The organism is Pandoraea sp. NPDC087047 (assembly GCF_044745225.1).
GTDB lineage: Bacteria > Pseudomonadota > Gammaproteobacteria > Burkholderiales > Burkholderiaceae > Pandoraea.
The window spans coordinates 308,303-334,898 of sequence record NZ_JBIUZU010000001.1 but is presented as its reverse complement, the minus strand read 5'-3'; the positions used below and the strand labels follow the sequence as shown (position 1 = coordinate 334,898).

The window sequence follows — 26,596 nt, the reverse complement described above, 5'->3', positions numbered from 1 at the left end:
GCGGGATTGGGGCTGGCACCACAGCTTGCGGGTGCCTCGCTTCGCTTACATCGACGTATCGACCATCAGTTGGACGCGGTCGGCGGCAAAGTACGTGATGCCGTATTTGATCGGCACATCCTCCAGGTCGACGTCCACGTTCTCGACCCACAGCACCGGTTGCTGACGATTGATGCCAAGCCGCCATGCAATTTCGGTATCGGGCAGCACGCTGCCGATTCGGCTCCACTTACGCAGATAGTCCGCCACGCCCATCGTTGCGAGCGCGTGCGTGATGCTGCTGTCCTCTTCCAGAAGACTCGGCAGATCCGGAAAGCGCGCTGCCGGATACCAGTTGCGCGCATAGGTGAGCGGCACGCCATCTGACGCATGCAGCGACTCGATACGCCATACCGGCGCCCGCGCACGCAGCGCGAGTTCCTGGGCGATGGCCGGTTCCGCCTGAAGACGCACGGCCGAGAGCATCTGTCCCTCGGCGGCGTGATGTTGCTGACGCAGATTCTCGGTAAAGCGTGTGCGACGCCCGATCAGGTAGTCGATCGCGCCGGGCTGCACGAAAGTGCCGCGCCCTTGCTCGATGCTCACGAGGCCATTGGCCGCCAGGCCCATCACAGCACGGCGCACCGTATGACGGTTCACGTCGAAACGTTTGGCCAGTTCCCCCTCGCTCGGCAAACGGCCGTCGTCGCCGAAGCCGTTGGCGGCAATTTCCTTGGCGAGGATCTGTTCGATCTGTCGCCAGACCGCCACCCCCGCGCCACGTTCCACACGCGCAATACTTTCCGTCGGCACTGCATTCCCGCTCGCTGTCATAGCGATGTCATCTCCCCTACTTCAAACGTTCATGGTTTGGGGCGCATTGTAGTGCGCGAGCCGTGATGGATGTGTGACTGTGACGTTACCGGACGCAGAAATGTCATGTTTCACACGCCTAATTTTTAGTAATAAATTCATCTAGACGTTCAGATAAATCAATCACGGTTCTGTCATATGCGGCTCCTAGAATCCGCAGCAAAGTTTTCGCAGGCCCGTTGTACAACCCCAGAGGGAATTCATGAAAGCACTCAAACGCTTCGCCGCTGTTGCCTTCTTTGCTGCCGTTGCCAGCGGCGCAGCACACGCCGCTGGCGAGTGCCCGAACGACGGTGTCGTGCGCTTCGGCGTCGAGCCGTATGAATCGTCGGCGCGCATGCTGCCCGTCTACACGGACATCGCCAAGCTGATCGGCGACAAGCTCGGTTGCAAGGTCGAGCTCTACATCGCAACGAGCTACAACGCCGAGATCGAGGCGATGCGCAACAACAAGCTCGAATTCGCTCAGTTCGGTCCGCTTGGCTACGTGCTGGCGCATCAGGTCGCGCACGCCGACGCTGTGGCCACGTTTGCCAATGAAAACGGCTCGCCGCAGAACTATTACGCGTCGATCGTCACGTGGCCGGGTTCGAGCGTGAAGACGCTGGCCGACGCCGCGGGCAAGTCGTTCGCGTACGCAGATCCGGCATCGACTTCGGGCCACCTGTTCCCGGCTTACGGTCTGCGCAAGAACGGCATCGATCCGGACAAGGGCGTGAAGGCGATCTATGCTGGCAGCCACACGGCATCGTTCGAAGCGCTGCGTAACCATAAGGTCGAAGCCGGCGAGCTCAACAGCGAAGAAATCGCCAGCGCGCGTTTGCATGGCGAGTACGACGACAAGGCGTATGTGACGCTGTGGAAGTCGGATCCGATTCCGGTCGACCCGATGGCCGTGCGCGGCGATCTGCCGGCCGAGTTTAAGGCGCGTCTGGGGAAGATCCTGTCGAACCTCGATCTGAAGGAACTGCCGGAAGCCGATCAAAAGTTCATGATCGCCAACGCCACGCCGGCCCTCAAGACGGTGCCGCAGACCGACGCGGCCTACAACCAGATTCGCGATCTCGTCTCCACCCTCCATATCGACCTGTCCAAACTGTGAACACTTTGTCCAAAGTAGCGGACGGACTGGCATTGACCCCGGCTGACGCATTCGCGGCCGCCGGGGCCGTCATGCCCGGGGCCTTTCGCCGTACGCGGCTGGCGCCCGGCGTGAAGCTCGCCGTTCAAGATCTGACGATGTGCTACGCGAATGGTCATACCGCGTTGCGTGACTTCAATCTGTCGGTCTCGGCCGGCGAAATGGTCGTGGTGCTCGGCAGCAATGGCTCCGGAAAATCGACCTTCATGAAATGCGTGGTCGGCATCAATCGCCCGACGACCGGCAGCGTCAATCTGGCTGGCCGCGATCTCGTCAAGTTGTCCGGCGAGCCGCTTCGCGAAGCGCGTTTGCCGCTCGCGCTGATTTCCCAGAACGCCAATCTGGTCAAGCGTCGCAGCGTGATCGCCAACGTGTGCAGCGGCGCGCTTGGCCGTCATCGCACATTCGCCACGGCACTGGGCCGCGTGCCGCGCGAAGCGATTGAACCGGCGCGCGCTTATCTCGACGAAGTGGGCCTGCTGCATCTCGAGAATCAACGTGCGGGCACGCTCTCGGGCGGGCAGGCGCAACGCGTCGCGGTGGCGCGCGCACTGTCGCAAGCGCCGCACGTGCTGCTCGCCGACGAGCCAGTCGCGAGTCTCGACCCCGAAGCCGCCGACGAAGTCATGCGTCTGTTGCGGCGACTGGCGACCGAAGACGGTCTGGCGGTCATTGTCGTGCTGCACCAGCCGGACCTTGCGATGCGTTATGCGGATCGCATGGTTGGCCTGCGCCGTGGGGTGATGGCGTTCGATCAACCGGCGAGCGAAGTGCCCGCCCGGCAGATCTCCAGTCTTTATGTCACCGAGGCCTAACCAGGCTAACTCGGCTTGACTCGGTCTAACTCGGACCAACTCGGCCTGATGCGGCCTGACGCGGCTTGACGATGCTTAACGAGGAAAATGAGTCGTAATGAGCACTGCACTTGAAATGAGGGGCGGTCGCAGTCCCGGAGACATGCCTGCGGGCTTGCGTCACGCGCTGACGATAGGCGGGGTGCTTATCGCGCTGGCGTTGTTCGTGCAGGCGTGGATCGTCGTTCAGGCGCGTCCGCAAGACCTGATCACTGGCGCGCACGGCATGGCTGACATCATCTCGCGCGCCATGCCGCCGGACTTCGCACAGTTCATCCCAAATCTGCGGCCGGTGCTTGAGACCATCGATCTGGCTATCTTCGGTACGGTGTTCGGCATTGTGCTGGCGTTCCCGCTGGCGATTCTGGCGGCCAGGAATGTGACGCCGGGACTGCCGTTTTACTACGGCGCGCGCGCTGTGATCGGCGTCACGCGCGCGGTGCCCGATCTGGTGTGGGCGCTGCTGTTTGTGACGGCGGTCGGGCTCGGCCCGTTCCCCGGCGCGCTGGCCCTGGCGGTGCATTCGGTCGGCATGCTGGGGCGTCTGTTTGCCGAAGTGATCGAAGACATGGATATGGGGCCGGTCGAAGCACTGACGCTCACGGGTGCGGGTCGAATGGCGGTGCTCACGCATGCGGTGGTGCCGGGCGTCTTGCCGTCGCTGCTCGGCATCGGGTTGTTCCGCTTCGACGAGAATCTCCGCTCGTCGCTCGTGCTCGGTTTCGTCGGCGCGGGCGGCATCGGCTTCCAGTTGCTCACGGCGATGAACCTTTTCGACTATCAGACGGTGTCGTATCTGCTGATCGTCACGTTCGTACTGGTGGCTTGTGCGGAGCGCGCGTCGGCGTACCTGCGCAGTCTGGTGCATTGAGGACAGGGCAGCATGCAACGTATCAACTGTGGGGAGGGGGCCGATCCGTGGACCGGCGCCCGTGTCATGACCGAGATGCCGGAGATCGATCCGACGTCGCTTGTGCGCGATAGCGATTTTGGCCGCTTCACGTATCTGGGACCGAATTCGGCGGTGCGCTCGTCAGCGATTGGCGACTACGGATACGCGATGGGCAACAACCAGATCGCGCATGCGCATATCGGCAAATTCGTGAATATTGCGACCGGCGTGCGTATCAATCCGTCGAATCATCCGATGTGGCGTGCCACGCTGCATCACTTCACGTATCGCTCGCGCTCGTACGGCATGTCGCTCGACGACGATGCCGAGATCTTCGACTGGCGTGCTCAGGATGCCGTCACGATCGGGCCGGATGTCTGGATCGGGCACAACGCGATCGTCATGCCGGGAGTGAGCATCGGGACGGGCGCGGCCATCGGCTCGGGGGCCGTCGTCACGAGGGACGTGCCGCCTTACGCTATCGTCGTCGGCGTGCCGGGCAAGGTGCTGCGTTTTCGCATGGATGAGCGCACGGCCCAGCGCATGCAGGCCATCGCATGGTGGGATTGGAACCCGGCCCAGCTCGACGCCGCGCTGGCGGATTTCCGGGCGCTCAACGCGGAAGCGTTCGTTGAGAAGTACGAACGGTAAATCCATTTCCCTGGGGTGAAGTGCTCTCGCACCGGCGCTCACTCGGCATGAGCGGAGCGCCGGGTGGGCGCGTGGCGATGGCCCCCGCAAATGTGTGGAAACGACGTTAGAGCAGGGCGCCGCGCCAGATCACGCGTCCGACAATGTCGAGACTGTCGAGCGGTGCCTGTAATGCCGCGTATGGCGCGTATGGCGCGTTGTCGGACGTCACCGACACCGTGCCGCCCCCGTCCGGACAGGCTTATGCCGAAGCGCCATAACCTTGTGTGATTCGCTTCGTTGACCTCGGGGGGAGCCGCCGCTACTTTTTCGGCTTCTCCTGTCCCTCTGAGGTCGACGTCGCTCATGCGTTTTGTCCTGGCTTCCTTGTTTCGCCGTCCCGCGCGTGTGACGCGCACCCTGCTGATCGGCCTGTCATGCGTGCTGGCCGTGCCCGCGGCGCATGCCGAAGGGCGCATCCGGATCGCCGAACAGTTCGGCATCGTGTATCTGCTGCTGAACGTGGTTCGCGATCAGCAGCTTATCGAGCAGGAAGGCCAAAAGCTCGGGATCGACGTCAAGGTCGATTGGGCGCGCCTGTCGGGCGGTGCCGCTATCAACGATGCACTGCTTTCCGGCGCGATCGACATTGCCGGCGCAGGCGTTGGCCCGCTCATTACCGTGTGGGACCGGACTTACGGCCGTCAGAACGTGCGTGGCGTGGCATCGCTGGGCAGTCTGCCGTATTACCTCGTGAGCAACAATCCGAAGATTCGGACCATTGCCGACTTCACCGAGAAGGACCGCATCGCTCTGCCTGCGCTCGGCGTCTCCGTGCAGTCGCGTGTGTTGCAATACGCTGCGGCGAAGCAGTGGGGCGACGGCGCCTTCGACCGCCTCGACAAATGGACGCAGACGATGTCGCATCCGGACGCCGCCGCGGCCATCATCGCTGGTGGCACGGAGATTACGGGCCACTTCGGCACGCCGCCGTTCCAGGAGCAGGAACTGGCTGCCAATCCGCGTGCGCATATCGTGCTCGATTCCTATGAAGTGCTCGGCGGCCCAAGCTCCGCCACCGTGCTTTATGCGACGGAGAAATTCCGCAACGACAATCCGAAGACCTACCGGGCCTTTGTGCTGGCCCTCGCTCGCGCGGCAGATTTCGTCAAACGGCAACCGGAGGCGGCGGCCGACACTTACCTTCGCGTGAATCAGTCGAAGACCGACAAGAAGCTGCTGGTGAGCATCATCACCGACCCGAAGGTCAACTTCTCGATCACCCCGCAGAACACGCTGGGCCTCGCGCAATTCATGCAGCGCGTGGGTGCCGTGCGTCACAAGCCGGCATCCTGGAAAGACTATTTCTTCGAAGCGCCGGCGCTGGGGCAGGGTAGTTGAGATGCGTGCGACGAGCCTTCCTCAACGCGCCTGGACCAATCCCGCCACGGCGGGTCTTGCGCCGTTCCCTGTGCAAGACGAAGCGCAGGGCGCACGAACCCTGGAAGAAGGCGTCGGCGAGCGTGTTCTCGAAGTGCGCGGCCTCGACATCGAGTTCCGCGCTCACGCGCGCCATGTAGCGGCGGTAAACGATGTGTCGTTCGACGTCTACGGGGCCGATCGCCTCGTGCTGCTCGGACCGTCGGGCTGCGGGAAATCAACGCTGCTCAAGGCCATCGGGGGCTTCGTCAAGCCGACGCGCGGCGAGATTGTGCTCGACGGGCAATCCGTCACCGGACCGGGCATCGACCGGATGGTGGTGTTTCAGGAGTTCGACCAACTCGCGCCGTGGAAGACCGTCGTGCAGAACGTAATGTTTCCGCTGCGCATCGCGAAGGGACTATCGCGTCGGGAAGCCCGCGAGCGCGCGCTTGAAACGCTGGACAAAGTCGGCCTCTCCCGATTTGCCGACGCTTTCCCGCATACGCTCTCGGGCGGCATGAAACAGCGGGTGGCGATTGCCCGTGCGCTGGCCGTGCGTCCGCGCGTGTTGCTCATGGACGAACCCTTCGCCGCGCTCGATGCGCTCACCCGCTCGCGGATGCAGGAAGAATTGCTGCGCCTGTGGGACGACACCCGCGTCACGCTCCTGTTCGTTACACACTCCATCGAAGAAGCGCTCATCGTCGGCAGCCGGATCGTCTTGCTCGACGGCCAGCCGGGACGCCTGCGCGCCGAACTCGACGCGGGAACCTTCGGCCTCGACGATATGGCGTCGCCCGACTTCCGGCGCGCGACAGCGCGTATTCACGACTTGTTGTTCGGCGAGCCTGCGCCGCTGCGAAACACGTAGGAGACGACTTGAGTTCGCCACCCCCCGAAATTGTCCGGCTTCGTCCGCCGCGCCGCCCCGAACGTATTTTCCCGCGAGCGGTGCGTCGTCATGACGGCGCGCCGGGGAAAGGATCGGCGTCATCGTCGACGGGAAAGGGCGCCGACAAAAGCATCCGCCGATGGAGCGCAAGTCCGAGCTTCTGGCGCAAGCTGCTGATCGGTCTCGTCCTGATTGTATTGTGGGAAATCGCTGCGCGCTGGGTGGATAACGATCTGTTGCTGCCGAGCGCAAGCGCCACGGCACGCGCGTGGTGGGAGAGTGCCATCAGTGGCGAACTGCTCGCACGCACCGGCACCTCGCTCTGGGTGTTACTGCGGGGTTACGGCCTCGGTGTGTTGTGCGCGTTTGCGCTGACGTCGCTCGCCATGTCGAGCGCTGTCGGGCGCGACTTGCTGTCGTTGCTGACGGGCATGTTCAATCCGCTGCCCTCGATTGCACTGCTGCCGCTGGCGCTGCTCTGGTTCGGCCTGGGCACCGGGAGCCTGCTCTTCGTGCTCGTGCACTCGGTCTTATGGCCCTTGTCGTTGAGTATCTTCACCGGATTCGAATCGGTGTCGCCCACGCTGCGCATGATCGGCCGGAACTACGGACTGTCGGGACTGCGGCAGGTGGTCTGGATTCTGACGCCCGCAGCGCTGCCGTCGGTGCTATCGGGACTTCGCGTGGGCTGGGCCTTCGCCTGGCGCACGCTGATCGCCGCCGAACTGGTCTTCGGCGCGAACACCGGTGCCGGCGGGCTGGGTTGGTACATCTATCAGAACCGCAACGAGCTTTATACCGACCGGGTCTTCGCCGGGTTGCTGACCGTGATTCTGATCGGTTTGCTCGTGGAGCATCTCGTCTTCGATACGCTCGCGCGATGGACGGTGCGGCGTTGGGGGATGCAGAGCGTCTAGGCGGCTAACGATACGAACGTTGGACCGACCGGAAACCTCCGCGAGGACGAGCGCACTGCGGCGACGGTGTTCGTGCGCACAATGGCTCGTCCTGCTGCGGCTTACAGCGCCTTGGTCAAGCCGATGGTCTTTTCGATCAGGACGAGCGCCAGCACCGCCACGCCGATGAATATTGCGGACACCGCATTGACGACCGGATCGAGGGTCTGATCGATGTAGGTGAAGATGCGCACGGGCATCGTGACGGTATCCGGCGCCGTCAGGAACAAGCTGACCGACACCTCGCCAAACGACGTCACCGCCGCGAAAACCGCGCCCGCCACGATCCCCGGCTTGATGAGCGGTAACGTGACGCGCCAGAACGTCAGCATCGCACCGCGCAATATCCCTGTCTCCGGTTTCATTGCGGCCGCCCGGCAGGCAGGCGATACGCTCGTGCCGGGGCTTACGAGCTCGATCCGTCACGCCTGCGTTGGCAGCGCCTGCGTGACGGCGTGCGCAAGGGCCCCTAGGCTCTGTTCGGGCCCGCTGCGGCGCGCGTTTTGTACATCCCGTACGTATCGCAATCTTCATAGTCCATGCTGCATTCTCCACTCAGTGCGCCAGACCGTTCGGCGTGGTCGTTTACTCGTCGGAAAGCTGCACCAGCGCTGCCGTCTCGCCAGGTGTGGCCACGTTGACAAGCTTGTTTCTCGCACCGCAGCCGGGGCAATCGAAGTAAAAACCGAGATCGTTGACTTCCGGACTCGTCTCCGGAAAGTCGCTCACCTCGCCGCAGGTTCTGCACGTGAACATGAGCCTCTCCCTATCGTCCTGAAGACTGTGCTTTACCAGCCTCCGGGCTGACGTACAGGCCCACTCAAGGGCCGTCACTGCCGCTTTCGGACTCCCTCCATCGGCAGCGTCATCCAGAGGCTAGAGGAGGGCTCCCGCTGCGTCTGTCCGATAGCGAACAGTCGTCGACAGGATGAACAAGGACCAACAAGGGATAAGCAGAGGATGGTCCGGCAGCGAACAGACAGATTGCCGATGCGGCGCGATAACAGATGGGCGAATCGAACGTGAGTGCGGTCATTCACGTCTTCCGTAACGAAGGTCATCACATGGGCCGCAAAGGCTGAGAACACAGGAGTCAATGATGAAATCCTCAATCCTGCGAAGACACGGCACGGGGCCCCTCGGGGCGACGCTCGGTCTCGTGTTGGCGATCCTGTGCGTGCTTGCACCGTGCGCGGTGCGTGCGGAGCCGGAACATCGCGGCAATCAGGTCGAGCGCCAGAATGTGAAACATGACGTGCGGCGCGACACGTATCGTCGTGAGGGCCCGCGTCACTACGACGGGTACCGCGGCGGCGGGGGCGACTACGTGTATGGCGCACCTCCTGTGGTGTATGCACCGCCGGCATCGCCGGGCATCAGTCTTTTTCTGCCTCTCGAATTTCGATAACACGTTAATCTCCTGACGCGCCGGAGGCGATTGTTATGTCCCTGAAGATGGAAAGCGATCTGTTATCGCTTCAGGCCGAGACCTTCGGCTATTTTCTTCACGAGTCGGACGACGTTACCGGGCTGGTGCTCGACAAGACGACGCCCGGCTGGCCAGCCAGCATTGCCGCCACGGGCCTGGCATTGGCCGCCTATCCGGTCGGCGTCGAGCGTGGCCTGATGTCGCGCGCCGCGGCAGCGGAGCGAACGCTCAAGACGCTGCGGTTCTTCTGGAACAGTCCGCAGGGCCCCGAGGCCGATGCCACGGGCTATCACGGTTTCTACTATCACTTTCTCGACATGCGTTCGGGGCGGCGCGTCTGGCAATGTGAGCTCTCGACCGTCGACACCGCATTCCTGCTCGCGGGCATGCTCACGGCGGCCGTCTATTTCGACGGCCAGATACCCGAAGAAAAAGCCATCAGGGAGTTGGCCGACGCGCTATACCAGCGCGCCGACTGGCCCTGGTTTCAAAACGGCGGGGAGACGCTTACCCACGGGTGGCGTCCGGAAAACGGCTTCATTCCCTATCGCTGGGAAGGGTATGACGAGGCGCTGCTTCTCTACATTCTCGCCCTGGGGTCGCCAAGCTATCCGCTGGGGCCGAGCAGCTACACGGCCTGGGCATCGACCTACGAGTGGAAGCATTGCTACGGTTTCGATTATCTCTACGCGGGACCGCTATTTACTCACCAGTTGTCTCACATCTGGATCGATTTTCGCGGCATACAGGACGCTGCCATGCGCGCCTGGAACAGCGACTACTTCGAGAACAGCCGACGCGCCACCTACGTGCAACGTCAATACGGTATCGTCAATCCGCTGCAATACAACGGCTACGGGGAATGCTGCTGGGGGATTACGGCAAGCGACGGTCCCGGCCCTGACCTGCTCAGGATCAACGGCGTGAGTCGCAAGTTCTACGATTACCTCGGACGGGGTGTGCCGTTCGGGCCCGACGACGGGACGCTCGCGCCGTGGGCGGTCGTCGCGTCATTGCCCTTTGCCCCCGAGATCGTGCTGCCCGTAATGGAGCATTTCCTGCACGGCGCGAAGCTGACGAAATCCAATCCCTATGGCTTCAAATCGACTTTCAACCTCACTTACCCAGATCCGGGTGGCGGGACCGGCGGGTGGACTTCGCCGTGGCACTACGGTTTGAATCAGGGGCCGATCGTACTGATGATCGAGAACTACCTGAGCGGCTTGCCGTGGAAGTGGATGCGGCATTGCTCTTACATCTCGACAGGCCTGCGTCAGGCGGGGTTTCAGGGTGGTTCGCTTTGACCTGGCGGCGACGCGGTGCGCCTCAGTGTCACTCGGCACCTTTCAACGCTTCATCGACAATGGCCTGCGCTTCACTCAGCAGTTGCTGCAAGTGGTGGCTTCCCTGAAAGCTCTCGCCGTATATCTTGTAGATCGGCTCCGTGCCTGACGGACGCGCCGCAAACCAGCCGTGATCGGCCATGACTTTCAGGCCGCCGATGGGCGCGTCGTTGCCGGGAGCCTGCGTCAGGATTGCGTTGATCGGCTCGCCGGCGAGTCGCTTCGAATGCACCTTGTCGGCGGTCAATGCGGCAAGCGCAGCCTGTTGCGCCGGCGTCGCACTTGCCTCGCGCCGCGCTTCGACCGGTGAGCCCAAGGCGTGCGTCAACGTCTGGTACAGCGCGCCGGGATCTTGCCCGGTGCGTGCCATCATCTCGCCCGCCAGCAGCGCAGGAACCAGGCCGTCCTTGTCGGTTGTCCAGACAGTGCCGTCACGCCGCAAGAAACACGTGCCCGCGCTTTCTTCTCCGGCCACGGCCAACGAGGCGTCAAGCAGTCCGGCGGCAAACCATTTGAATCCGACGGGAACCTCGTAAATGCGCCGCCCGAGCTTCGACGCCAGACGATCGATCAATTGGCTGCCGACGACAGTTTTGCCAATGGCGGCAGCAGGCGGCCATGCGGGACGATGCTCGCACAGGTACTCGACTGTCGCGACGAAATAGTGATTGGGCGGAAGCAGGCCCGCGCCTGACGTCACGATGCCGTGTCGGTCGTGATCGGTGTCGCAAGCGAATGCGACGTCGAACGCATCCTTCTGCGCGATTAGCCCCTGCATGGCGTAGGCCGACGACGGGTCCATGCGGATGCGGCCGTCCCAATCGGCCGGCATGAAGCCGAATGTCGGATCCACGGTCGTGCGGGTGATCGTCAGATTGAGTCGATATCGTTCGACAATCGCCGGCCAATAGTGCACGCCGGCCCCGCCCAAAGGGTCGACTCCCATGTGAAGGCCGGAGGTATGCAGCAAGTCCATGTCGACGATGTTGTGCAGGTCGTCGACATAGGTATTCAGGAAGTCGTAGGGGCGCGTTGTGGACGCACGCATGGCCGTCTCGACGCTCACGCGCGGCATCGTCCGCATCGTTTGCATTCCGCTGCGCAACAGCTCGTTGGCTTGCGTTTCGATCCAGTCGGTCACGGCGGACTCTGCGGGCCCGCCATGGGGTGGGTTGTACTTGATGCCGCCGTTATCGGGAGGATTGTGCGATGGTGTGATGACCACGCCGTCGGCAAGCCCGGCCGTACGCCCTCGGTTGTGAGTGACGATGGCATGAGACACCGCGGGCGTGGGCGTGTATTCGCCGCCCGCCGAAATCATGACGTCCAGGCCATTGCCTGCGAATACCTCCATTGCCGTTGCGAAGGCGGGTTCGGACAAAGCATGCGTATCGATGCCGATGAACATCGGACCGTCGATGCCCTGTTGTTGACGGTAACGGCAGATGGCGTGGCTGATAGCCAGCACGTGCGCTTCGTTGAACGTCGTCAGAAACGAAGACCCGCGATGGCCGGAGGTACCGAACGACACACGTTGGGCAGCGACGTCCGGGTCCGGCGTGTTGCAGTAGTACGCCGTCACCAGCCGGGAGACATTGACCCACTTGTCCGGCGATAACAGTTTTCCGGCATATGGGCTGACCGACGCCGCCCCCGACGCAATTCCCGACGCGTTCCCTTTGGACTCGCTCATGACATCTCCCCACGCGCTCTGGTGCCGTGACGCATGAGTTGCGCCTTGGCCGCCGTGACGACATGCGCCACATCGAAACCGAAATGACGAGCCAGCGCCTCGCGCGGGGCCGACATGCCGAACGTATGCAGGCCGAGAATCGCACCTTCATGCCCGGCATACCGCTCCCATCCGAAGGTCGACGCTTCTTCGACGGCCACGCGTGCGACGACCGAGGGCGGGAGGATGTGGTCTCGGTAGGCGAGCGACTGGCTCTCGAATATCTCCCACGATGGCATGCTGATGACCCGGGCGAGAATGCCTTCGCGCTTGAGTTCGTCGTACGCGGCAGCGCAAAGCGCAACTTCGCTGCCGGTGGCCAGCAATAGCACGTCCGGGGTGCCGTCTTCGATGTCCATTTCATCGCAGGCATCGATCAGCACGTAGGCGCCCCGCGCCACGCCTGCGGCGCTCCCGTAACGGGTTCGGTCCAGCACCGGCACGGCCTGACGCGTCAATAGCAGACAGACGGGGCCGTGCTGGCGCGTCATGATGACGCGCCACGCCTCGACCACTTCACCGGCATCTGCCGGACGCAACACGGTCATGCCGGGCATGGCGCGCAGCGACGCGAGTTGCTCGACCGGTTGATGCGTTGGCCCGTCTTCCCCGAGGCTGATGGAGTCGTGCGTCCAGAGGGTGATGAGCGGCAATTCCATCATCGCCCCCAGCCGAATCGCCGCCCGGCAATAATCGGTGAAGATCAGAAAGCTGGCGACGAACGGTCGTAGCGACGACAGGCTCATGCCGTTGGCTATCGCGCACATGGCATGCTCGCGCACGCCAAAATGAAAATTCCGGCCTCGATAGTCGCCGCCCGGCTGCGCGTCGACGGGTTGAAAATCCCCCGTGAGATCGAACGTGAGACGGGTGAGGGTCGAGGGCGCCAGATCGGCGGCGCCCCCGAGCAGCCAGGGGACTTGTAACGCAATGGCGTTGAGCACCTGCCCCGAAGCGGAGCGTGTCGAAAGACCGCTTGTGGTCGGCGGAAATTCGGGCAGAGCGCTATCCCATCCGGCAGGCAACTCGCGCGAGTGTATCCGATCCAGCGCTTCGGCCAGATCCGGATACTGCGCCCGATAGTCCGCAAAGCGCTCCAGCCAACGGGTATGGGCATCGCGCCCGCGGCGGCCGAACCCGTCGCGAAAATGGGCGGTGACGCCATCCGGCACATCGAATTGCTTGTCGGGATCGCTGCCGAAAAATTCTTTGGCAAGACGAACTTCCTCCACACCGAGCGGTTCGCCATGGGCCTCACGCGTATCCTGCCGGTGCGGTGCACCGTAGCCGATATGACTCTGCACGATGATAAGGGTGGGGGCGTCGCGGGTGTCGAGAAAGCGCTGATAGGCGCGGGTCAATTGCGTCAGGTCATTGGCGTCGCTCACGCGTTCGATGTGCCAGCCGTACGCGGCGAAACGCGCCCCGACATCCTCCGTGAACGTAAGGCGAGTCGAGCCCTCGATGGTGATGTGGTTGTCGTCGTAGATCCAGCACAGATTGGCCAGCTTGAGATGACCGGCGAGCGACGCGGCTTCCGCGCCAAGCCCTTCCATCATGTCGCCGTCGCCACAAAGCGCGTAGACGTTGTAATGGAATAGCGTGAAGCCCGGGCGGTCGTAGGTGGCACTCAGCCATTGCCCCGCAATCGCCATGCCGACACTCGTCGCAATGCCTTGGCCGAGCGGGCCGGTCGTGGTCTCCACACCGGTGGTCCACCCGTACTCGGGGTGTCCGGTGCATCGGCTGCCGGCCTGCCGGAACGACTTCAGATCGTCCATCGTCACGGCCAATCCATCCGTCGAATCATCAGCCCTGACACCGCACAAGTGCAGCAAGCTGTACAGCAGCGCGCAAGCATGACCGTTGGACAACACGAAGCGATCGCGCCCCGGCCAGTGCGGGTGTTCCGGGTCGTATCGCAGGAACCGCTGCCACAGGCAATATGCCGTCGGTGCGGCATCCATTGGCGTGCCGGGATGCCCGGATTGCGCCTTTTGCACGGCGTCTATCGACAAGGTGCGCAGGGTGTTGATGCACAACGGATCAAGATCATCGGGTTGCATCGCTGACAACTCCCTCGATGGTGCAACGGTTGGCTGCTATGCCGTTTGATTCACGAACACGGGTTCGGACCTCATCGGATATCGAAACATCGAAACGTGCCATGGCGCTTTGCCGCTCACGCGTCGCGAGGTTTCGCGGGCGCTGCGACGTCCAGATGCCCCCCAAACGCATAGCGCATGGCCGACAGGAGTTGATCCGCGAAAGCCGATTGTCCTCGCGAGCTGAAACGTGCATAGAGCGCGGCGCTCAGCACTGGCACGGGGACGGCTTCGTCAATGGCCGCGGCGACCGACCATCGGCCCTCTCCCGAGTCAGAGACGTGACCGGCGAACTGCGCCAGCGTCGGGTCGGTGCGTAATACCCCGGCCAACTTGTCGAGGAGCCACGAATCGATCACGCTGCCGTGCCGCCAGACTTCGGCGATATCGGCCAGATTGAACGTGTACTGGTAATACTCGGGATGCCGCAACGGGGTCACTTCAGCGTTGTCTTCATGCTTCTGTGTGCCGATATTGGCGCATTTGAGAATGTTCAGGCCTTCTGCGTAGGCGGCCATCATTCCGTACTCGATGCCGTTGTGGATCATCTTCACGAAATGCCCCGCCCCATGAAGTCCGCAATACAGATACCCGGACGCCGCGGTAGACGCGTTGCCACCCCTCGCAGGGTCGATGTCGGCGGCCTCGGGCGCCGGCGTGCTGTCGGCCCCGGAGGCGAGCGCTCTGAAGAGCGGTGAAAGGTACTCCGCGACCTCCTCTTCACCGCCGATCATCAGACAATAGCCCCGCGCGAGACCGGCAATCCCGCCGCTGGTGCCAACGTCAAGGAAATGAATCCCTCTCGCGCCCAGTTCGACACTGCGCCGAATATCGTCCCGATAGTAGGAATTGCCGCCATCGATCACGATATCGCCGGGCGACAGCCGAGGGCCGAGGTCCGTAATCGCCGCTTCGACTGCGGCGGCGGGCACCATCAGCCAGAGGATTCTGGGAGGCTTCAGGAGGGACATCATCTCGTCGAACGAGGTGGCGCCCACCGCGCCCTCGTGGTGCAGCGCGTCGATCGCCGACGGCAACACGTCGTGGACCACGCACTGGTGACCGTGGCGCATCAGACGACGCGTCAAATCGGCTCCCATACGACCTAATCCAATCATGCCGAGTTGCATGGCTTGCTCCGTAGGGTCAGTGAGGCAGTGATGATGCGAAACGCACGATGCTGTTCACTCGACAGTAGAAGCGTTTGCCCGGCAGTTCTGTCCACTACCGAACATAAATGGGCTGCCGCGACCACCGGTCACGGCATGGCAGGGGCTTCCGAGAATGAACGACTCGCATTTACGCTGCGCGTACGCCACCGAACCGACACGTTGCCGCCGCGCAGCTAACTTCTCTCTGAGGGAGGAGAAGTCTCCCTCTCACCAACGCGGGGAGTCAATCATGTCTTTAGGAATCGTAGTGCTGATTGTCCTGGCACTTCTTTTGGTAGGCGCATTCCCGGCCTGGTCGTACAACTCGGGTTGGGGATATGCGCCTAGCGGTGCGGTTGGGCTGGTGCTCGCCATCGTGCTAATTCTGCTCTTGTTGGGTCGGCTATGAAGCGCGCGACCCAAGCACGGCGCTTCCCAATGCGGCAGGGCTCAGGAGCCCTTCGGCAGACGTTTGCCCGCAATAACCTGCATGAGCTCGGCCCAGGCCTGACGAAACGCTTCTACGCCTTCGCGTTGAAGGCGTGCGGCGAGCGCCACGACATCGATGCCTGCGTGAGCAAAGTCGGCGAGTACCGGGTCGGCGTTGCCGCCGTCCTCGCGCATGACGCTGATCAACTGACCTCCCGTCGCGAACGCCAATAGCGTTGCCTCCGGCACTGTGTTGACGGTGTCCGGCGCGGCGAGGGCTTCTATGTAATAGCCCGGCGACAGTTCCCGGCTCTTGACGCCGGTACTGGCCCACAACAGGCGTTGGGGGCTCGCGCCGGCTTCGGCCAATTCCCGCCACATTGGATGCGACATGCGCTCGCGATAGGCGCCATAGGTTTGTTTGGCGATGGCGACACCGAGACGATTGCGCAAACCGAACGGCACCTCGCCGGCAATGGCGGCATCCCAGCGACTGACGAAGAGCGACGCCACGGAAGCCACGTGCAGATCGAGTCCTGCGTCACGTCGACGTGCCAGACCGCGCCAGTAGGCGTTCGCCGCCTCTACGTATTGCTCGCGGGAGAAGAGGAGCGTGACGTTGACCGGCACGCCCGCGAAGATCGCTTCTTCGATGGCGATCACGCCGATCGGCGTACCGGGAATCTTGATGAACAGATTGGGGCATCGCGCGCTTGCATGGAGGCTTTTGGCCGCCGCCACGGTCCCCACCGCATCCTCGGCGAGCCACGACGACACTTCAAGCGAGACCCATCCGTCGATACCCCCGGTTTTCTGGTGCACCGGCAGGAACAGCTCGGCCGCCTGCGTCAGATCCTTGATGGCCAGCGAGAAGAACAGCGCTTCATCGGTGAGATGCGGGTCGGCAGGCTTCGCGATATCGATGTCGTATGCCGCCGTGTCGCGGATCGCCTTGAGGAAGATGCTGGGATTCGACGTCAGGCCCGTGACGTCGTATTCGTCACGATAACGGGCGAGTGTTCCGTCGCCAAGCATGCCTCGCGTGATGTTGTCTAGCCAGAGACTCTGCCCTAGCGCCTGCAATTTCAGAGTGGCTTTCATGAAACCTCGCCGAATGCGTTTCAGAGGATGGTCTCGGGCTGCCGCTTTTCCAACCGCAACTCAGGCGACTGCCGTCACCGGGTCGCCCATGCCTGTCGACTCGACGGCTGTTGGTGATCTGCGGCGCCTCATGGCGACCCTTCCGACCCTTCCGACCTTACACGGCGTACCGGCGTCGGCGCGGTACGTCAGCGTACCAATCCGGCTGCACCGCCCACATCGTGTGCACTATTCGGCGCGCAATTTCTTTATCGCCGTGTGCGATACCGGACGGACGCCTCATCGCACCGACGAGCAAAGTGTTGATGGAATGGGGCCGGACGCCTGTCATGAATGAGCGGGCACTTGATCGTACGGAGAGGGTTATGACACCAAGTCAGGTCAAAGACCGAATCAGAGAGCTGGAACAGAAATTCTTACGGATCAAGGAGGCGTTTTTCCAAGTCGCGCATGGACCAGACGGCGTCTCCCGGGAAAAGGGGGAGGCAGCGACTTCCGGTGACGCAGGCGGAATGGGTCAAGCAGGCGAAGTCAGGGAGGATCTCACCAGGGATCGTTAGGAATCGGGTAAGCGGCGATTCATGCTGAGTGATGAGGAAGGCGTTTGCGGCGGCAAGCCCGGCGCAAACGTCGATTCCCGAGGGGGAGAGTCATGAAGGTTGTTCGAAGTTTGCTGTTGATGCTTGTCGTCGCATCGCTGGGCGGCTGCTGGTGGGGGCCTGGCCCCGGCTACGACCACGGCGGATATGGCCACGGCGAGTACGATCACGACCACGATGGCGGCCCGTGGCACGATAGATAAGTGAATGACAGATGCCATTCGTGCGTGCGATCGTGAGCCAGGAGACAACAGGCGACGAGGCCCGCGTTGACGTTCCCGCCCGCCGTGACGAGAACGTCAAATGGCCTGAATGTCGGGAAGCAAGCGATCGAACTCCCGCTTGACCACCCCATAGCACTCGCAGACGCGCCATCTTCCATCACATAGAGCAGCGAGACGATGGCGGTGGTCGGGAAATACACGTGGTTCAGACGATCATCCAGGTGCGGTGCGATTATTCGCTGGCTTGCGTGACAGGGGTCACCGTCCCCACGTAGCGAACATGATAACGACGGCGCATGCCATCGTGCCGGTGGCGAGCCACCCCAGCGCCTTCAGGCGCAGGCTGATCGAAAACTTCCCCATGATGTCGCGCCTCGCCGCAATCAGCATCAGCATTGCCATGATCGGGACGGCAATCACACCGTTGATCACGGCGCTCCAGAAGAGCGCCTTGATGGGGTCGATGGCGGTGAAGTTCAGCGCCACGCCAAGCAGGGTGGCGAGCGTCAGTATGGTGTAGAAGCCGCGAGCCTGCATGACTTCTCGCCCGAGGCCGATACGCCACTGGAAAGCCTCGGCGACCGCGTAGGCAGAGGAGCCCGCCAGCACGGGCACGGCCAGCAACCCGCATCCGATAATGCCGGCGGAGAAGATCAGGAACGCAAATTCTCCGGCCAGCGGCCGGAGCGCTGCGGCCGCCTGCGCCGACGTCTGAATGTCCCTTACGCCGTGTTGGTAGAGCGTGACCGCGGCCGTCAGAATGATGAAGAAGGCGATCACGTTGGAAAACGCCATGCCGATGTACGTATCGAGTCTGATGCGCCGCAAATTGCGCCAGGCCTGCCACGGGGCCTTGGTCAGCGGCTCCTGGCCCACTGTCGCGCGCTGGACTTCCACCTCCTGAGACGCCTGCCAGAAGAACATATAGGGGCTGATGGTCGTGCCGAACACCGCGACGACCGCCACGATGTAGCCGACGTTGAAAGACACCTCGGGCACCACCGTCCGGTACAGCACGGATCCCCACGAAATCTTGACGCTGAAGACCGTAGCCACATAGGCGAGCAGGGCGAGCGTGAGCACCTTGAGAATCGGGGCATATCGTGGAAACGGTATGAACGCCTGCAAGAACAGCGATACGACGCCGAAAGCGACGGCATACCAGACCGCCGAGCCGCCGATCAGCAGCTTCAGGGCCGCGCCCATTGCGCCGACATCCGCGGCGATATTGATCGTATTGGCCACAAGCAGGAGCCCGACGAGGACATACAGAATCCACGCGGGGTAGTGCTTGCGAAGGTTCGCGGCGATGCCGTCGCCGGTGACGCGTCCGATTTGGGCGCTCACGATCTGAATTCCGATCATGAGCGGATACGTGATCAAGGCCGTCCATAACAAGCCATACCCGAATGCGGCGCCCACCTGCGAATAGGTGGCGATGCCACTCGGATCGTCGTCCGCTGCGCCGGTAATCAGACCGGGGCCCAGCTTCTCCCAGAGTGATTGATTCTTATGGAGTGCAATGCGCTCGAGGGGCACGATATCCACCGTGAGAGAGGCTGATCGGTTATCCGTGTCACGTTATGGGGGTTTGGCGATGACGTCGGTACGTTACCCGACAAAGCGCGCAGATGGCGTGTGTCCGAGCATCGGAGCGTGAATGGTGGTCACGCAAAGTGAGTGAACTGACTCGCGTTTGGTACGCCAGCGAACTGACTTCAACAGCGCATAACGCGTATTGTTTTCCCTTGGCTCCGATGCCGCCTGTCTTCGCCGGAATTCGTCGTCGAGGATGATTGGGAGGCATGAGGAATAAGGCGCCAACTCACTGAATCACTGAAGTCGATGGTCAACCCGTGCAAGGTCCGACGTCTCACGACGCCGCTACATGCACAAAACCGCCAGAGGTCGTCATGAATCAGCTTAGTGAAAGTAACGCACTGAACTCGCCCCCCACGATGGCAGGTGAGATGAATGTCGGTCCCCGATTCGCCATTAGTGCCGTGTCATGGAGCGCCATCCTTGCGGGAGGCGTCTGCGCCGCGGCGCTGTCGTTGATTCTGTTGATGCTGGGCACGGGACTGGGGCTGTCGTCGGTCTCGCCCTGGGTGAACCGGGGCGTCAGCGCCGAAGTGCTCGGCGTCTCGACGATTCTCTGGATTACGCTGACCCAACTCGTCGCATCCGGCATGGGCGGTTATCTGGCGGGACGATTGAGAACGCCCTGGCCCGACGTTCACCGGGACGAAAGCTATTTCCGCGACACCGCACACGGTTTGCTCACCTGGGCGATCGCGTCATTGGCGACTGCCGCATTGCTGACCTCGGTGATCGGCTCGATCGTCAACACCGGGGCATCCGTGACAGCGCCAGTGATGGGCGGTGCTGCGCAGGCAGCATCCGCAGCCGCGACCTCCAACAGAGACGGCGGGTCGATGGGTTACGCCATGGATTCGATATTTCGGACAACTCCCGGTAGCAACGCGCCGACGGATCAGACTGCGGCCCCTACGCTCGCCTCGATACAAGCGGAAGTCGCCCGCATCTTCCTGAACAGTCTGCGCACGGGACCGCTGCCGAGCGCCGATATGCAGTATGTCGCCCAGCGGATTGCGCAGTACACCGGCCTGACGCAACAGGACGCCGAAAAGCGCGTCAGCGATACGTATGCGAGTGTGCAGGCAAAGCTGACCTCGACGGAAGCGGCCGCGAGAGACACCGCGGACAAGGCACGTAAGGCATCTGCCTACGCTGCCCTGTGGCTCTTCATCTCGCTGCTCATCGGCGCATTTTTCGCGAGTCTGGCAGCCACGTTGGGCGGCAGACAGCGCGATCGTTGAGCCGTAAGCCCGATATCTCACTTTCGGAGGCAGCCATGCGCTCACTTCTTCTGTTTTTTCTCGGAGTGCCGATTCCCATCATCATCCTCATTGCGCTATTTATGCATTGAGGGATCTGTATCATAACCGTTTGAGCAGCCTGCACCGTCCGGAAAGGAAGCCATCATGAGTGCCGCAACAAGAAGGGCGGCGAAGCGAGAGAGCGACGGCATTGCCCGATTCAGATTCAACCTGCCGACGTTCACCGTGACGAGTCTGAGCGAGCACTTGAATGAACCGGATTTTCCGAGCGAACCCTACGCGTCGTTGCGTTCACTGATTGACGCGGGATATGACGGCATTCCGCTCCCCGGTGCGGGCAATACCCTCAAACGGTGGCAGATGCTGGCGACCGTGGCGCGCCACGATCTGACGCTCGCCAAGCTGTTCGAGAGCCATACCGATGCGTTGGCCATCCTGAACGAACTGAAGCACGACGCACACGCGATCCCTGACGGACTGCTGGCGGTCTGGTCCGCTGAGCTCCCCGACAAACGCGTCTATATGTCGCATCTTCCCGACAGTGAGCGCGACGTGCAGATCTCGGGCGTCAAAGCCTGGTGCTCGGGAGCGGCACATGTGCGCCACGCGCTCGTGAGCGTCCGGGACGAGGCCAATCGCTCCTGTCTCGTGCAAGTGGAGATGAATCAGCCCGCGGTCAACATCACGCGCGACGGCTGGCACGCCGTAGGCATGGCGAGGACGGCCAGTGTGGACGTTGTGTTCGAGGACGCTGTCGGGTCGATGATCGGCAGCCCCGGCGCCTATGTCGAGCGACCCGGATTTCAGCATGGCGCCGCAGGCATCGCAGCGTGTTGGTACGGCGCGGCGAGCGCTATTGCCGGGCACGTCCGCCAGACATTGCGGCGGCAGCCTGAAGACCCGCACGCCTTCGCACATCTGGGAGCGATCGACATCGCGCTGACGCAGGCGAGGGGCGTGCTGCTCGCGGCTGCGGCGGAGATCGACGCCTTTTCGACAGACGGGTGTGCCCATGCCGTACGTCGCGCACGCCTGGCCGTCGAGACCGCTGCCGAAACCGTTCTGCTGCATGCGTCGCGTGCCTTGGGCGCGGCACCGATGTGCAAAGACGCCCGTTTTGCCCGCATGATGGCGGATCTGCCGGTGTTCATCCGCCAAAGCCATGCCGAGCGGGATCTGGCCGCCCACGGTCTCGCCGTGGTGCAGCGGGCAGAGGAGGGGCCATGGACGCTCTGACGAGGCGGTACATCACCGGTGAAGGTACGCGCGAATCTGTCTGGCGGGACTGGATTCAGCACCATCCGTTGCCCGAGGGTGACGTGGCGGAACTGATGCGAGGCAGTCGTACCGTTCACGTCGTCGCGCCGCATCCGGATGACGAGATACTGGGCTGCGGCGGCATCATGCAGCAGCTCTCGCGGCGAGGCGTAACGATTCGTGTGTGGGCCGTCACGGATGGAGAAGCCAGTCACCCTGGCTCACGGCGATGGTTGCCCGACACCCTGGCCCGCATGCGCACATGGGAAAGCGAGCAGGCGCTGCGGCTGCTGTCGGTATCCGCCCGGCGAGATCGACTGGCGATTCCTGACGGCAGCGTGGCCCGGTATGAGCCAGAGCTCGAGGCGGCACTGATCGCGGCGCTCGAGACAGAAGACACCGTTATTGCACCATGGCGCCTGGACGGTCATCCCGATCATGAAGCGGCCGCGCGAGCGAGTCTGCGCGCGGCGGCGGCTGTTCGATGCCGATGTGTCGAGGTGCCGATTTGGGGCTGGCATTGGGCCGATCCGAGGAGCGGCGACTTCCCCGGATACCGGGCGCTCGCCATTCCGCTCGACGATCACGACCGGCAAGCCAAGGCCCGCGCGATACAGGCATTTCACAGTCAGTTGGTGCCTGATCCCGACACCGGTGCGCCGCCCATTCTTACGGCGTCCGTACTGGCCAGAATGCAACGCGCTTTCGAGGTCGTTCTTCAATGACCGATTTCGAATCGCTTTACCGGTCAGATCCCGATCCATGGTCCGTTGGCACGGCGTGGTATGAGCGCCGCAAAAGAGGTGTGCTGATGGCATCGCTGCCACACGAGGGGTACGGGCTCGCGCTGGAACTCGGGTGCGGCACGGGGCATGCCACGCGATTGCTGGCGTGGCGTTGCGAAACCGTCTGCGCCGTAGACGTCTCCTTAACGGCAATCGCCGAATGCGAGCGTCTCCTGGCCGGGGACGGTGCCGCGAACGTTCACTTGGCGCAACTGAATCTCCCCCATTCGTGGCCACGCATCGCGAACGAATCCGCCAATCTCGTCGTGGTCTCCGAACTTGCGTACTACTTTTCCAACAAGAACCTTCAGATCTTTCTGTCCAACTGCCTGCAATCGCTCGCCATTGGCGGCGACTGGGTCATGTGTCACTGCAAGACCGAGTTTCACGACACGCAACAGACGACCGAACAGATACACCACGCGATGGAAAACCTTGCCGGGATCGAACGAATCGTGACGCACGACGAAGCCTGCTTTCGGCTGGACGTGTGGCGTAAGTACGAAGGGATTCACGGATGATCGGCGTCTGCATCCCTGCACACAACGAGCAAGACGACATCAATCGCTGTCTGGGGTCCGTGAGGCGCGCGGCCCTGCATCCGGATTTGCAGGGCGAGCGAGTGAAAATCGTTGTCGTACTGGACGCCTGCACCGACCGGACGGCCGAGATCGCTGGCGCGTGGCCTGTCACGTTGTTGCGTGAAAACTGCTGCAATGTCGGCCTCGCCCGTGCATCGGGCGCTCGGCATCTGGTTGCCGCAGGTGCTCGCTGGCTTGCCTTTACCGATGCCGACACGGTGGTGTCTGAGGCTTGGCTGGTGCATCAACTCTCGTTGCGCTCGCTGGTGGTCTGCGGCACGGTGGGCGTTGCCAACTGGGCGTCTCATGGAGCGCATGCCGAACGCGCACGAGCGAACTTTCTGTCTGGTTACCGGGATCGAGACGGCCATCGGCACGTGCACGGCGCCAACCTTGGCATGGACGCGCAGGTCTACCGGCGCCTCGGCGGCTTCGAAGCGTTGTCGTGCAGTGAAGATCAGGCGCTGGTGGACAAGCTCGAACGCGCGGGCGTTCCTATCGCATGGACGGCGTTACCTCGGGTCGTCACCAGCGCCAGACCGTACTCCCGTGTCGAAGGCGGATTCGCCACCGCCCTGCGGCAGGGCGGGAAGACGGTGAGGAGTATCGGCTCAGCCGAGCCTGGCCTGCTTGAGGAGCCCGGTGGCGTCGCGGGCAATGGACTTGACGGAATCGACGTAGATATCCTTTGACCGATCCATACGGCAGGTAGGCGTGACAATGCCCACGGCACCATAAACCTCTCCAGCAGCGTCGAACACCGGTGCCCCGATACTGGAGATTCCATCCACGGACGCTTCGCCGTCCATCGACCAACCACGCTTGCGCGTGACCTCCAGTTCCGCTTTCAGCCGCTTAAGGATCGCACTGCGCTCGCGGCCCGACACATCGGCGAGGCTTCTGGAAAGGATGGCATCCTTTTCTTGCGCGCTGACGTACGCCAGGATGGCGCGCCCCGATGCACGACGATGCTCGTTGCCGGAGTGGCCGACATACAAACCGGTCACTCGCAACCGCGGGGCCGATCCCTCGGCCAGCACTTTCAGGATGACCTTGCTGTCTTCCAGGACGGAGAGGAATGCTGTTTCCTGCGTTTGTTCGGCGAGATTACCCACAAGCGTGGCCAAACCTTGGTCCACGTTGAATTTCTGTTGATAAGCGCCAAACAGCACGCCCACACGACTGCCAAGCACGAGGGTGGCGTCTTCGCGTCGCTCAAGATAGTCCCGAGCCAGCAGCGTACGCATCAGGTGATAGCAGGTGGTGATGTTCAGATCAAGCTCAAGCGCCACCTGTTGAACGGTCGGTGCGCTCTGCGCGGAAGCGACGTATTCCAAAAAGCTAAGTGCGCGCTCAACGGTCTGGAGGGTGGGCGAATTCGACATTCCAAGGGCTCTAGAAAAGATTTGGCAGAAGCCTGAACGCCGCATTATGCATGGATTCGATCCGCTCCCGCCTCGCCATGCCGCCATGCTTTCGCCTACGCCTATGCGTGCGCCATCCGCGATGATGGCGCTCACAGCGAGAATTCTACATCTGAAATACAATTCAAATACTGAAATTGGGTGATGGTGCTGGCATGTCCATCCCCTGGTGCATCGCACGGTTGGAGACTTTCGGCCGTGTTTGTCATTGAAATCGATGGAACTGTCATATGAAAGAACATCAATCGAACGCCCCGACTCACGTGCCCGACGAGGCGCTCACGTCGTCTGAGCGGCTTACCGGCCTTGAATTGCGCTCGCTTATCACGCGTCAGGGCGAGCTAGAGTTGTCCTTGGTGGAAGTAGACCCCGGGGACCCCACCGACGACGAGGTGATCGTTCGCGTGGAGGCGACACCGCTCAATCCGTCGGACATCGGCCTGCTGATCGGGCCTGCGGATATTGGCAAAGCGACGGGCGGCGGAACGTCCAATCGCCCAACGCTGCGTGCACCGGTTCCCGAGGCGACATTGGGGGCACTGGCGTCGCGCGTCGATCAATCGATGCCTGTCGGTAACGAAGGTGCTGGTGTCGTGATCCGGGCGGGGGCTCGTGCGTCGGATCTTCTGGGCAAGACCGTGTCAATGGTGGGCGGTGCGATGTACACGCAATATCGCCGAATCCACCGGGACGCCTGTTTCGTGCTCGACGAGGGCATTACCCCGGCTCAGGGGGCTGCGGCGTTCGTCAATCCGCTGACCGTGCTGGGTATGGTCGAGACCATGCGGCGCGAAGGACACCATGCGATCGTGCATACGGCGGCGGCGTCGAGTGTCGGGCAGATGCTCGTCAAGCTGTGTCAGGAGGAGGGCGTAGCGCTGGTGAATGTCGTGCGGAGCGAAGCACAGGTGCAGGTGCTCCAGAACCTCGGGGCAAAGTATGTACTCAACAGCACCTCGCCGACCTTCGAGGCCGATCTCATCGATGCGCTTGCAGCGACCGGCGCGACGTTGTGTTTCGATGCACTGGGTGGAGGCCCTGTTACGGGGACGATTCTGTCGTCCATGGAAAAGGCGCTCGGTCGCACGGCCAAAGAATACAAACGCTACGGCTCATCGGTGCACAAGCAGATTTACATCTACGGCGTGCTGGACCCCAGACCCATCGAGCTGCCGCGTGTGGGGATGGCGTGGGGCGTGGGTGGGTGGCTCGTGTTTGATTTTCTAGCGAAAATCGGGCCACTGGCAGCGCAGAAACTGCGCGAGCGAGTCAATCGGGGGCTGCGCACGACGTTTGCAAGTCAGTACGTGGCGGAGATCTCCTTGGCGGACGCATTGACGCCGAGCGTGGCCAGTCAATACGCCAAGCGGAGTACCGGAGAGAAGTATCTGATCAATCCGGCAAAGCGATTGGGGAAGGCGTAAGCGGGCGATACAGGGGTCGTCGGCCCTCGACCTAGGTGCCGTCGATCCCGGCCGCACAAAACCGGCGAGGGCCTGCTCGCTACGATCAGCCCACTGCGAAACCCGCGCCGGGGGTGTCAGACACGTCAGCGTTCATTGATTAATTTTTAATGACCCGTGTAGGTATTAACCCTTGGTTGCGTGGCGCGCGGTCGCGAGAAACCAGGATTATCGGTCATATCCGACCTGACGAGCCCCCTCATCTACTCAGGAATGCGATGACGAACACGCCCCCAACTGACACCCTGTCGGGCGATACGTCGATCAGGCCGCGTTTTACGCGTTCCCTGAATTGGTATAACCCGGTCACGCCAGTCAGTTCGCTATCAATCGACAAGTTTCTGCAACATTTGCAGCATAAACTGTTGGTGACGCAATAAATGTATCTTTGCGCCCATTTTCGGGCCGCAGTTACCGAGCGGTCCTTATTCGGTGTGCGCTACAATCCGGCCTCCGCGTCGCCCGGCATTTAG

At 62.3% G+C, this 26,596-nt stretch carries 26 protein-coding genes and 1 pseudogene; 17 read left to right on the top strand and 10 right to left on the bottom strand.

The window, feature by feature from the left end:
- Positions 1–45: 45 nt before the first annotated feature.
- Positions 46–813: a phosphonate metabolism transcriptional regulator PhnF gene (gene phnF / locus ACIPHM_RS01385; RefSeq protein WP_400323677.1), complete on the bottom strand. Its 768-nt coding sequence runs from the start codon at positions 811–813 to the stop codon at positions 46–48.
- Between the two features lie 241 nt (positions 814–1,054).
- Between phnF and ACIPHM_RS01380 the strand changes: the two genes are divergently transcribed.
- The 7 genes from ACIPHM_RS01380 (at position 1,055) to ACIPHM_RS01350 (ending at position 7,600) form a co-directional block, all read left to right on the top strand.
- Entirely contained in the window at positions 1,055–1,954 is a 900-nt protein-coding gene (locus ACIPHM_RS01380) for a phosphate/phosphite/phosphonate ABC transporter substrate-binding protein (protein ID WP_400323674.1), read from the top strand.
- A 71-nt stretch (positions 1,955–2,025) separates the two neighbouring features.
- The gene (locus ACIPHM_RS01375; protein WP_400323671.1) at positions 2,026–2,808 is read left to right on the top strand and encodes a phosphonate ABC transporter ATP-binding protein; all 783 of its coding nucleotides are present in this window, start codon (positions 2,026–2,028) and stop codon (positions 2,806–2,808) included.
- 97 nt (positions 2,809–2,905) lie between these two features.
- Positions 2,906–3,718 carry a phosphonate ABC transporter, permease protein PhnE gene (gene phnE / locus ACIPHM_RS01370; protein ID WP_400323668.1) on the top strand — a complete coding sequence of 271 codons (813 nt, stop codon included), beginning with the start codon at positions 2,906–2,908 and terminating at the stop codon, positions 3,716–3,718.
- Positions 3,719–3,730: 12 nt separating this feature from the next.
- A complete protein-coding gene (locus ACIPHM_RS01365) occupies positions 3,731–4,390 on the top strand; it encodes a DapH/DapD/GlmU-related protein (protein WP_400323665.1) in 660 nt (219 codons plus the stop codon).
- Positions 4,391–4,735: 345 nt separating this feature from the next.
- Positions 4,736–5,770: an ABC transporter substrate-binding protein gene (locus ACIPHM_RS01360; protein ID WP_400323662.1), complete on the top strand. Its 1,035-nt coding sequence runs from the start codon at positions 4,736–4,738 to the stop codon at positions 5,768–5,770.
- 1 nt (position 5,771) lies between these two features.
- On the top strand, positions 5,772–6,662 hold the full coding sequence (locus tag ACIPHM_RS01355; RefSeq protein WP_400323659.1) for an ABC transporter ATP-binding protein: 891 nt from the start codon (positions 5,772–5,774) through the stop codon (positions 6,660–6,662).
- A 65-nt stretch (positions 6,663–6,727) separates the two neighbouring features.
- Positions 6,728–7,600, top strand: a complete 873-nt coding sequence (locus ACIPHM_RS01350) for an ABC transporter permease (RefSeq protein ID WP_400324296.1) — start codon at positions 6,728–6,730, stop codon at positions 7,598–7,600.
- Positions 7,601–7,701: 101 nt separating this feature from the next.
- On the opposite strand, the gene ACIPHM_RS01345 is transcribed toward ACIPHM_RS01350, so the two are convergent.
- Both ACIPHM_RS01345 and ACIPHM_RS01340 read right to left on the bottom strand, forming a co-directional pair.
- The gene (locus ACIPHM_RS01345) at positions 7,702–8,004 is read right to left on the bottom strand and encodes an ABC transporter permease (protein WP_400323656.1); all 303 of its coding nucleotides are present in this window, start codon (positions 8,002–8,004) and stop codon (positions 7,702–7,704) included.
- Between the two features lie 220 nt (positions 8,005–8,224).
- Positions 8,225–8,395, bottom strand: coding sequence for a hypothetical protein (locus ACIPHM_RS01340; RefSeq protein WP_400323653.1), 171 nt, complete (start codon positions 8,393–8,395; stop codon positions 8,225–8,227).
- A gap of 343 nt (positions 8,396–8,738) precedes the next feature.
- Here ACIPHM_RS01340 and ACIPHM_RS01335 point away from each other — a divergent pair, with 343 nt between their 5' ends.
- Together ACIPHM_RS01335 and ACIPHM_RS01330 are read left to right on the top strand one after the other, a co-directional pair.
- Positions 8,739–9,047: a hypothetical protein gene (locus ACIPHM_RS01335; protein WP_400323650.1), complete on the top strand. Its 309-nt coding sequence runs from the start codon at positions 8,739–8,741 to the stop codon at positions 9,045–9,047.
- Between the two features lie 35 nt (positions 9,048–9,082).
- The gene (locus tag ACIPHM_RS01330) at positions 9,083–10,372 is read left to right on the top strand and encodes a glucoamylase family protein (RefSeq protein ID WP_400323647.1); all 1,290 of its coding nucleotides are present in this window, start codon (positions 9,083–9,085) and stop codon (positions 10,370–10,372) included.
- A 28-nt stretch (positions 10,373–10,400) separates the two neighbouring features.
- On the opposite strand, the gene pgm is transcribed toward ACIPHM_RS01330, so the two are convergent.
- The 3 genes from pgm to gnd all read right to left on the bottom strand — a co-directional run bounded on the left by pgm (position 10,401) and on the right by gnd (position 15,378).
- Positions 10,401–12,104, bottom strand: a complete 1,704-nt coding sequence (gene pgm, locus ACIPHM_RS01325; protein WP_400323644.1) for a phosphoglucomutase (alpha-D-glucose-1,6-bisphosphate-dependent) — start codon at positions 12,102–12,104, stop codon at positions 10,401–10,403.
- Positions 12,101–14,209 carry a transketolase gene (tkt, locus tag ACIPHM_RS01320; protein ID WP_400323641.1) on the bottom strand — a complete coding sequence of 703 codons (2,109 nt, stop codon included), beginning with the start codon at positions 14,207–14,209 and terminating at the stop codon, positions 12,101–12,103. Before tkt ends, pgm begins: the two co-directional genes overlap by 4 nt.
- Before the next feature lie 116 nt (positions 14,210–14,325).
- Complete coding sequence (gene gnd, locus ACIPHM_RS01315) at positions 14,326–15,378, bottom strand: phosphogluconate dehydrogenase (NAD(+)-dependent, decarboxylating) (protein ID WP_400323638.1); 1,053 nt, start codon at positions 15,376–15,378, stop codon at positions 14,326–14,328.
- A 271-nt stretch (positions 15,379–15,649) separates the two neighbouring features.
- Between gnd and ACIPHM_RS01310 the strand changes: the two genes are divergently transcribed.
- The gene (locus ACIPHM_RS01310) at positions 15,650–15,808 is read left to right on the top strand and encodes a DUF3309 family protein (RefSeq protein WP_400323635.1); all 159 of its coding nucleotides are present in this window, start codon (positions 15,650–15,652) and stop codon (positions 15,806–15,808) included.
- A gap of 41 nt (positions 15,809–15,849) precedes the next feature.
- Here ACIPHM_RS01310 and tal read toward each other — a convergent pair whose 3' ends face one another.
- Positions 15,850–16,929: a transaldolase gene (tal, locus tag ACIPHM_RS01305; protein ID WP_400323632.1), complete on the bottom strand. Its 1,080-nt coding sequence runs from the start codon at positions 16,927–16,929 to the stop codon at positions 15,850–15,852.
- Positions 16,930–17,581: 652 nt separating this feature from the next.
- On the opposite strand from tal, the gene ACIPHM_RS01300 reads away from it, so the two are divergent.
- The gene (locus ACIPHM_RS01300) at positions 17,582–17,731 is read left to right on the top strand and encodes a hypothetical protein (protein ID WP_400323629.1); all 150 of its coding nucleotides are present in this window, start codon (positions 17,582–17,584) and stop codon (positions 17,729–17,731) included.
- 158 nt (positions 17,732–17,889) lie between these two features.
- Here ACIPHM_RS01300 and ACIPHM_RS01295 read toward each other — a convergent pair.
- Both ACIPHM_RS01295 and ACIPHM_RS01290 read right to left on the bottom strand, forming a co-directional pair.
- A pseudogene (locus ACIPHM_RS01295) lies at positions 17,890–17,967 on the bottom strand (Crp/Fnr family transcriptional regulator); the annotation flags it as partial.
- Between the two features lie 43 nt (positions 17,968–18,010).
- Positions 18,011–19,294 (bottom strand): NRAMP family divalent metal transporter, encoded by a 1,284-nt coding sequence (locus ACIPHM_RS01290; RefSeq protein WP_400324294.1) that lies wholly within the window; start codon positions 19,292–19,294, stop codon positions 18,011–18,013.
- 371 nt (positions 19,295–19,665) lie between these two features.
- Between ACIPHM_RS01290 and ACIPHM_RS01285 the strand changes: the two genes are divergently transcribed.
- The 5 genes from ACIPHM_RS01285 to ACIPHM_RS01265 all read left to right on the top strand — a co-directional run bounded on the left by ACIPHM_RS01285 (position 19,666) and on the right by ACIPHM_RS01265 (position 23,928).
- Positions 19,666–20,592, top strand: coding sequence for a hypothetical protein (locus tag ACIPHM_RS01285; protein ID WP_400323626.1), 927 nt, complete (start codon positions 19,666–19,668; stop codon positions 20,590–20,592).
- Positions 20,593–20,757: 165 nt separating this feature from the next.
- Positions 20,758–21,849 carry an acyl-CoA dehydrogenase gene (locus ACIPHM_RS01280; protein ID WP_400323623.1) on the top strand — a complete coding sequence of 364 codons (1,092 nt, stop codon included), beginning with the start codon at positions 20,758–20,760 and terminating at the stop codon, positions 21,847–21,849.
- The gene (locus tag ACIPHM_RS01275; RefSeq protein WP_400323620.1) at positions 21,837–22,595 is read left to right on the top strand and encodes a PIG-L deacetylase family protein; all 759 of its coding nucleotides are present in this window, start codon (positions 21,837–21,839) and stop codon (positions 22,593–22,595) included. The genes ACIPHM_RS01280 and ACIPHM_RS01275 overlap by 13 nt, the downstream gene beginning before the upstream one ends.
- Entirely contained in the window at positions 22,592–23,176 is a 585-nt protein-coding gene (locus ACIPHM_RS01270; RefSeq protein ID WP_400323617.1) for a class I SAM-dependent methyltransferase, read from the top strand. Before ACIPHM_RS01275 ends, ACIPHM_RS01270 begins: the two co-directional genes overlap by 4 nt.
- Positions 23,173–23,928 carry a glycosyltransferase gene (locus tag ACIPHM_RS01265; protein WP_400323614.1) on the top strand — a complete coding sequence of 252 codons (756 nt, stop codon included), beginning with the start codon at positions 23,173–23,175 and terminating at the stop codon, positions 23,926–23,928. Before ACIPHM_RS01270 ends, ACIPHM_RS01265 begins: the two co-directional genes overlap by 4 nt.
- Here the strand turns inward: ACIPHM_RS01265 and ACIPHM_RS01260 are convergent.
- Positions 23,848–24,621: an IclR family transcriptional regulator gene (locus ACIPHM_RS01260; RefSeq protein WP_400323612.1), complete on the bottom strand. Its 774-nt coding sequence runs from the start codon at positions 24,619–24,621 to the stop codon at positions 23,848–23,850. The two genes, ACIPHM_RS01265 and ACIPHM_RS01260, sit on opposite strands and share 81 nt — an antisense overlap.
- A 269-nt stretch (positions 24,622–24,890) precedes the next feature.
- Between ACIPHM_RS01260 and ACIPHM_RS01255 the strand changes: the two genes are divergently transcribed.
- Positions 24,891–26,084 carry a zinc-binding dehydrogenase gene (locus ACIPHM_RS01255; protein ID WP_400323609.1) on the top strand — a complete coding sequence of 398 codons (1,194 nt, stop codon included), beginning with the start codon at positions 24,891–24,893 and terminating at the stop codon, positions 26,082–26,084.
- The last annotated feature ends 512 nt before the right edge of the window (positions 26,085–26,596 follow it).

Bases quoted from the DNA above. Each gene is read 5' to 3' on its own strand.
- phnF (WP_400323677.1), bottom strand. From the start codon at position 813: ATGACAGCGAGCGGGAATGCAGTGCCGACGGAAAGTATTGCGCGTGTG.
- ACIPHM_RS01380 (WP_400323674.1), top strand. From the start codon at position 1,055: ATGAAAGCACTCAAACGCTTCGCCGCTGTTGCCTTCTTTGCTGCCGTT.
- ACIPHM_RS01375 (WP_400323671.1), top strand. From the start codon at position 2,026: ATGCCCGGGGCCTTTCGCCGTACGCGGCTGGCGCCCGGCGTGAAGCTC.
- phnE (WP_400323668.1), top strand. From the start codon at position 2,906: ATGAGCACTGCACTTGAAATGAGGGGCGGTCGCAGTCCCGGAGACATG.
- ACIPHM_RS01365 (WP_400323665.1), top strand. From the start codon at position 3,731: ATGCAACGTATCAACTGTGGGGAGGGGGCCGATCCGTGGACCGGCGCC.
- ACIPHM_RS01360 (WP_400323662.1), top strand. From the start codon at position 4,736: ATGCGTTTTGTCCTGGCTTCCTTGTTTCGCCGTCCCGCGCGTGTGACG.
- ACIPHM_RS01355 (WP_400323659.1), top strand. From the start codon at position 5,772: ATGCGTGCGACGAGCCTTCCTCAACGCGCCTGGACCAATCCCGCCACG.
- ACIPHM_RS01345 (WP_400323656.1), bottom strand. From the start codon at position 8,004: ATGAAACCGGAGACAGGGATATTGCGCGGTGCGATGCTGACGTTCTGG.
- ACIPHM_RS01340 (WP_400323653.1), bottom strand. From the start codon at position 8,395: ATGTTCACGTGCAGAACCTGCGGCGAGGTGAGCGACTTTCCGGAGACG.
- ACIPHM_RS01335 (WP_400323650.1), top strand. From the start codon at position 8,739: ATGAAATCCTCAATCCTGCGAAGACACGGCACGGGGCCCCTCGGGGCG.
- ACIPHM_RS01330 (WP_400323647.1), top strand. From the start codon at position 9,083: ATGTCCCTGAAGATGGAAAGCGATCTGTTATCGCTTCAGGCCGAGACC.
- pgm (WP_400323644.1), bottom strand. From the start codon at position 12,104: ATGAGCGAGTCCAAAGGGAACGCGTCGGGAATTGCGTCGGGGGCGGCG.
- tkt (WP_400323641.1), bottom strand. From the start codon at position 14,209: ATGCAACCCGATGATCTTGATCCGTTGTGCATCAACACCCTGCGCACC.
- gnd (WP_400323638.1), bottom strand. From the start codon at position 15,378: ATGCAACTCGGCATGATTGGATTAGGTCGTATGGGAGCCGATTTGACG.
- ACIPHM_RS01310 (WP_400323635.1), top strand. From the start codon at position 15,650: ATGTCTTTAGGAATCGTAGTGCTGATTGTCCTGGCACTTCTTTTGGTA.
- tal (WP_400323632.1), bottom strand. From the start codon at position 16,929: ATGAAAGCCACTCTGAAATTGCAGGCGCTAGGGCAGAGTCTCTGGCTA.
- ACIPHM_RS01300 (WP_400323629.1), top strand. From the start codon at position 17,582: ATGAAGGTTGTTCGAAGTTTGCTGTTGATGCTTGTCGTCGCATCGCTG.
- ACIPHM_RS01285 (WP_400323626.1), top strand. From the start codon at position 19,666: ATGAATCAGCTTAGTGAAAGTAACGCACTGAACTCGCCCCCCACGATG.
- ACIPHM_RS01280 (WP_400323623.1), top strand. From the start codon at position 20,758: ATGAGTGCCGCAACAAGAAGGGCGGCGAAGCGAGAGAGCGACGGCATT.
- ACIPHM_RS01275 (WP_400323620.1), top strand. From the start codon at position 21,837: ATGGACGCTCTGACGAGGCGGTACATCACCGGTGAAGGTACGCGCGAA.
- ACIPHM_RS01270 (WP_400323617.1), top strand. From the start codon at position 22,592: ATGACCGATTTCGAATCGCTTTACCGGTCAGATCCCGATCCATGGTCC.
- ACIPHM_RS01265 (WP_400323614.1), top strand. From the start codon at position 23,173: ATGATCGGCGTCTGCATCCCTGCACACAACGAGCAAGACGACATCAAT.
- ACIPHM_RS01260 (WP_400323612.1), bottom strand. From the start codon at position 24,621: ATGTCGAATTCGCCCACCCTCCAGACCGTTGAGCGCGCACTTAGCTTT.
- ACIPHM_RS01255 (WP_400323609.1), top strand. From the start codon at position 24,891: ATGAAAGAACATCAATCGAACGCCCCGACTCACGTGCCCGACGAGGCG.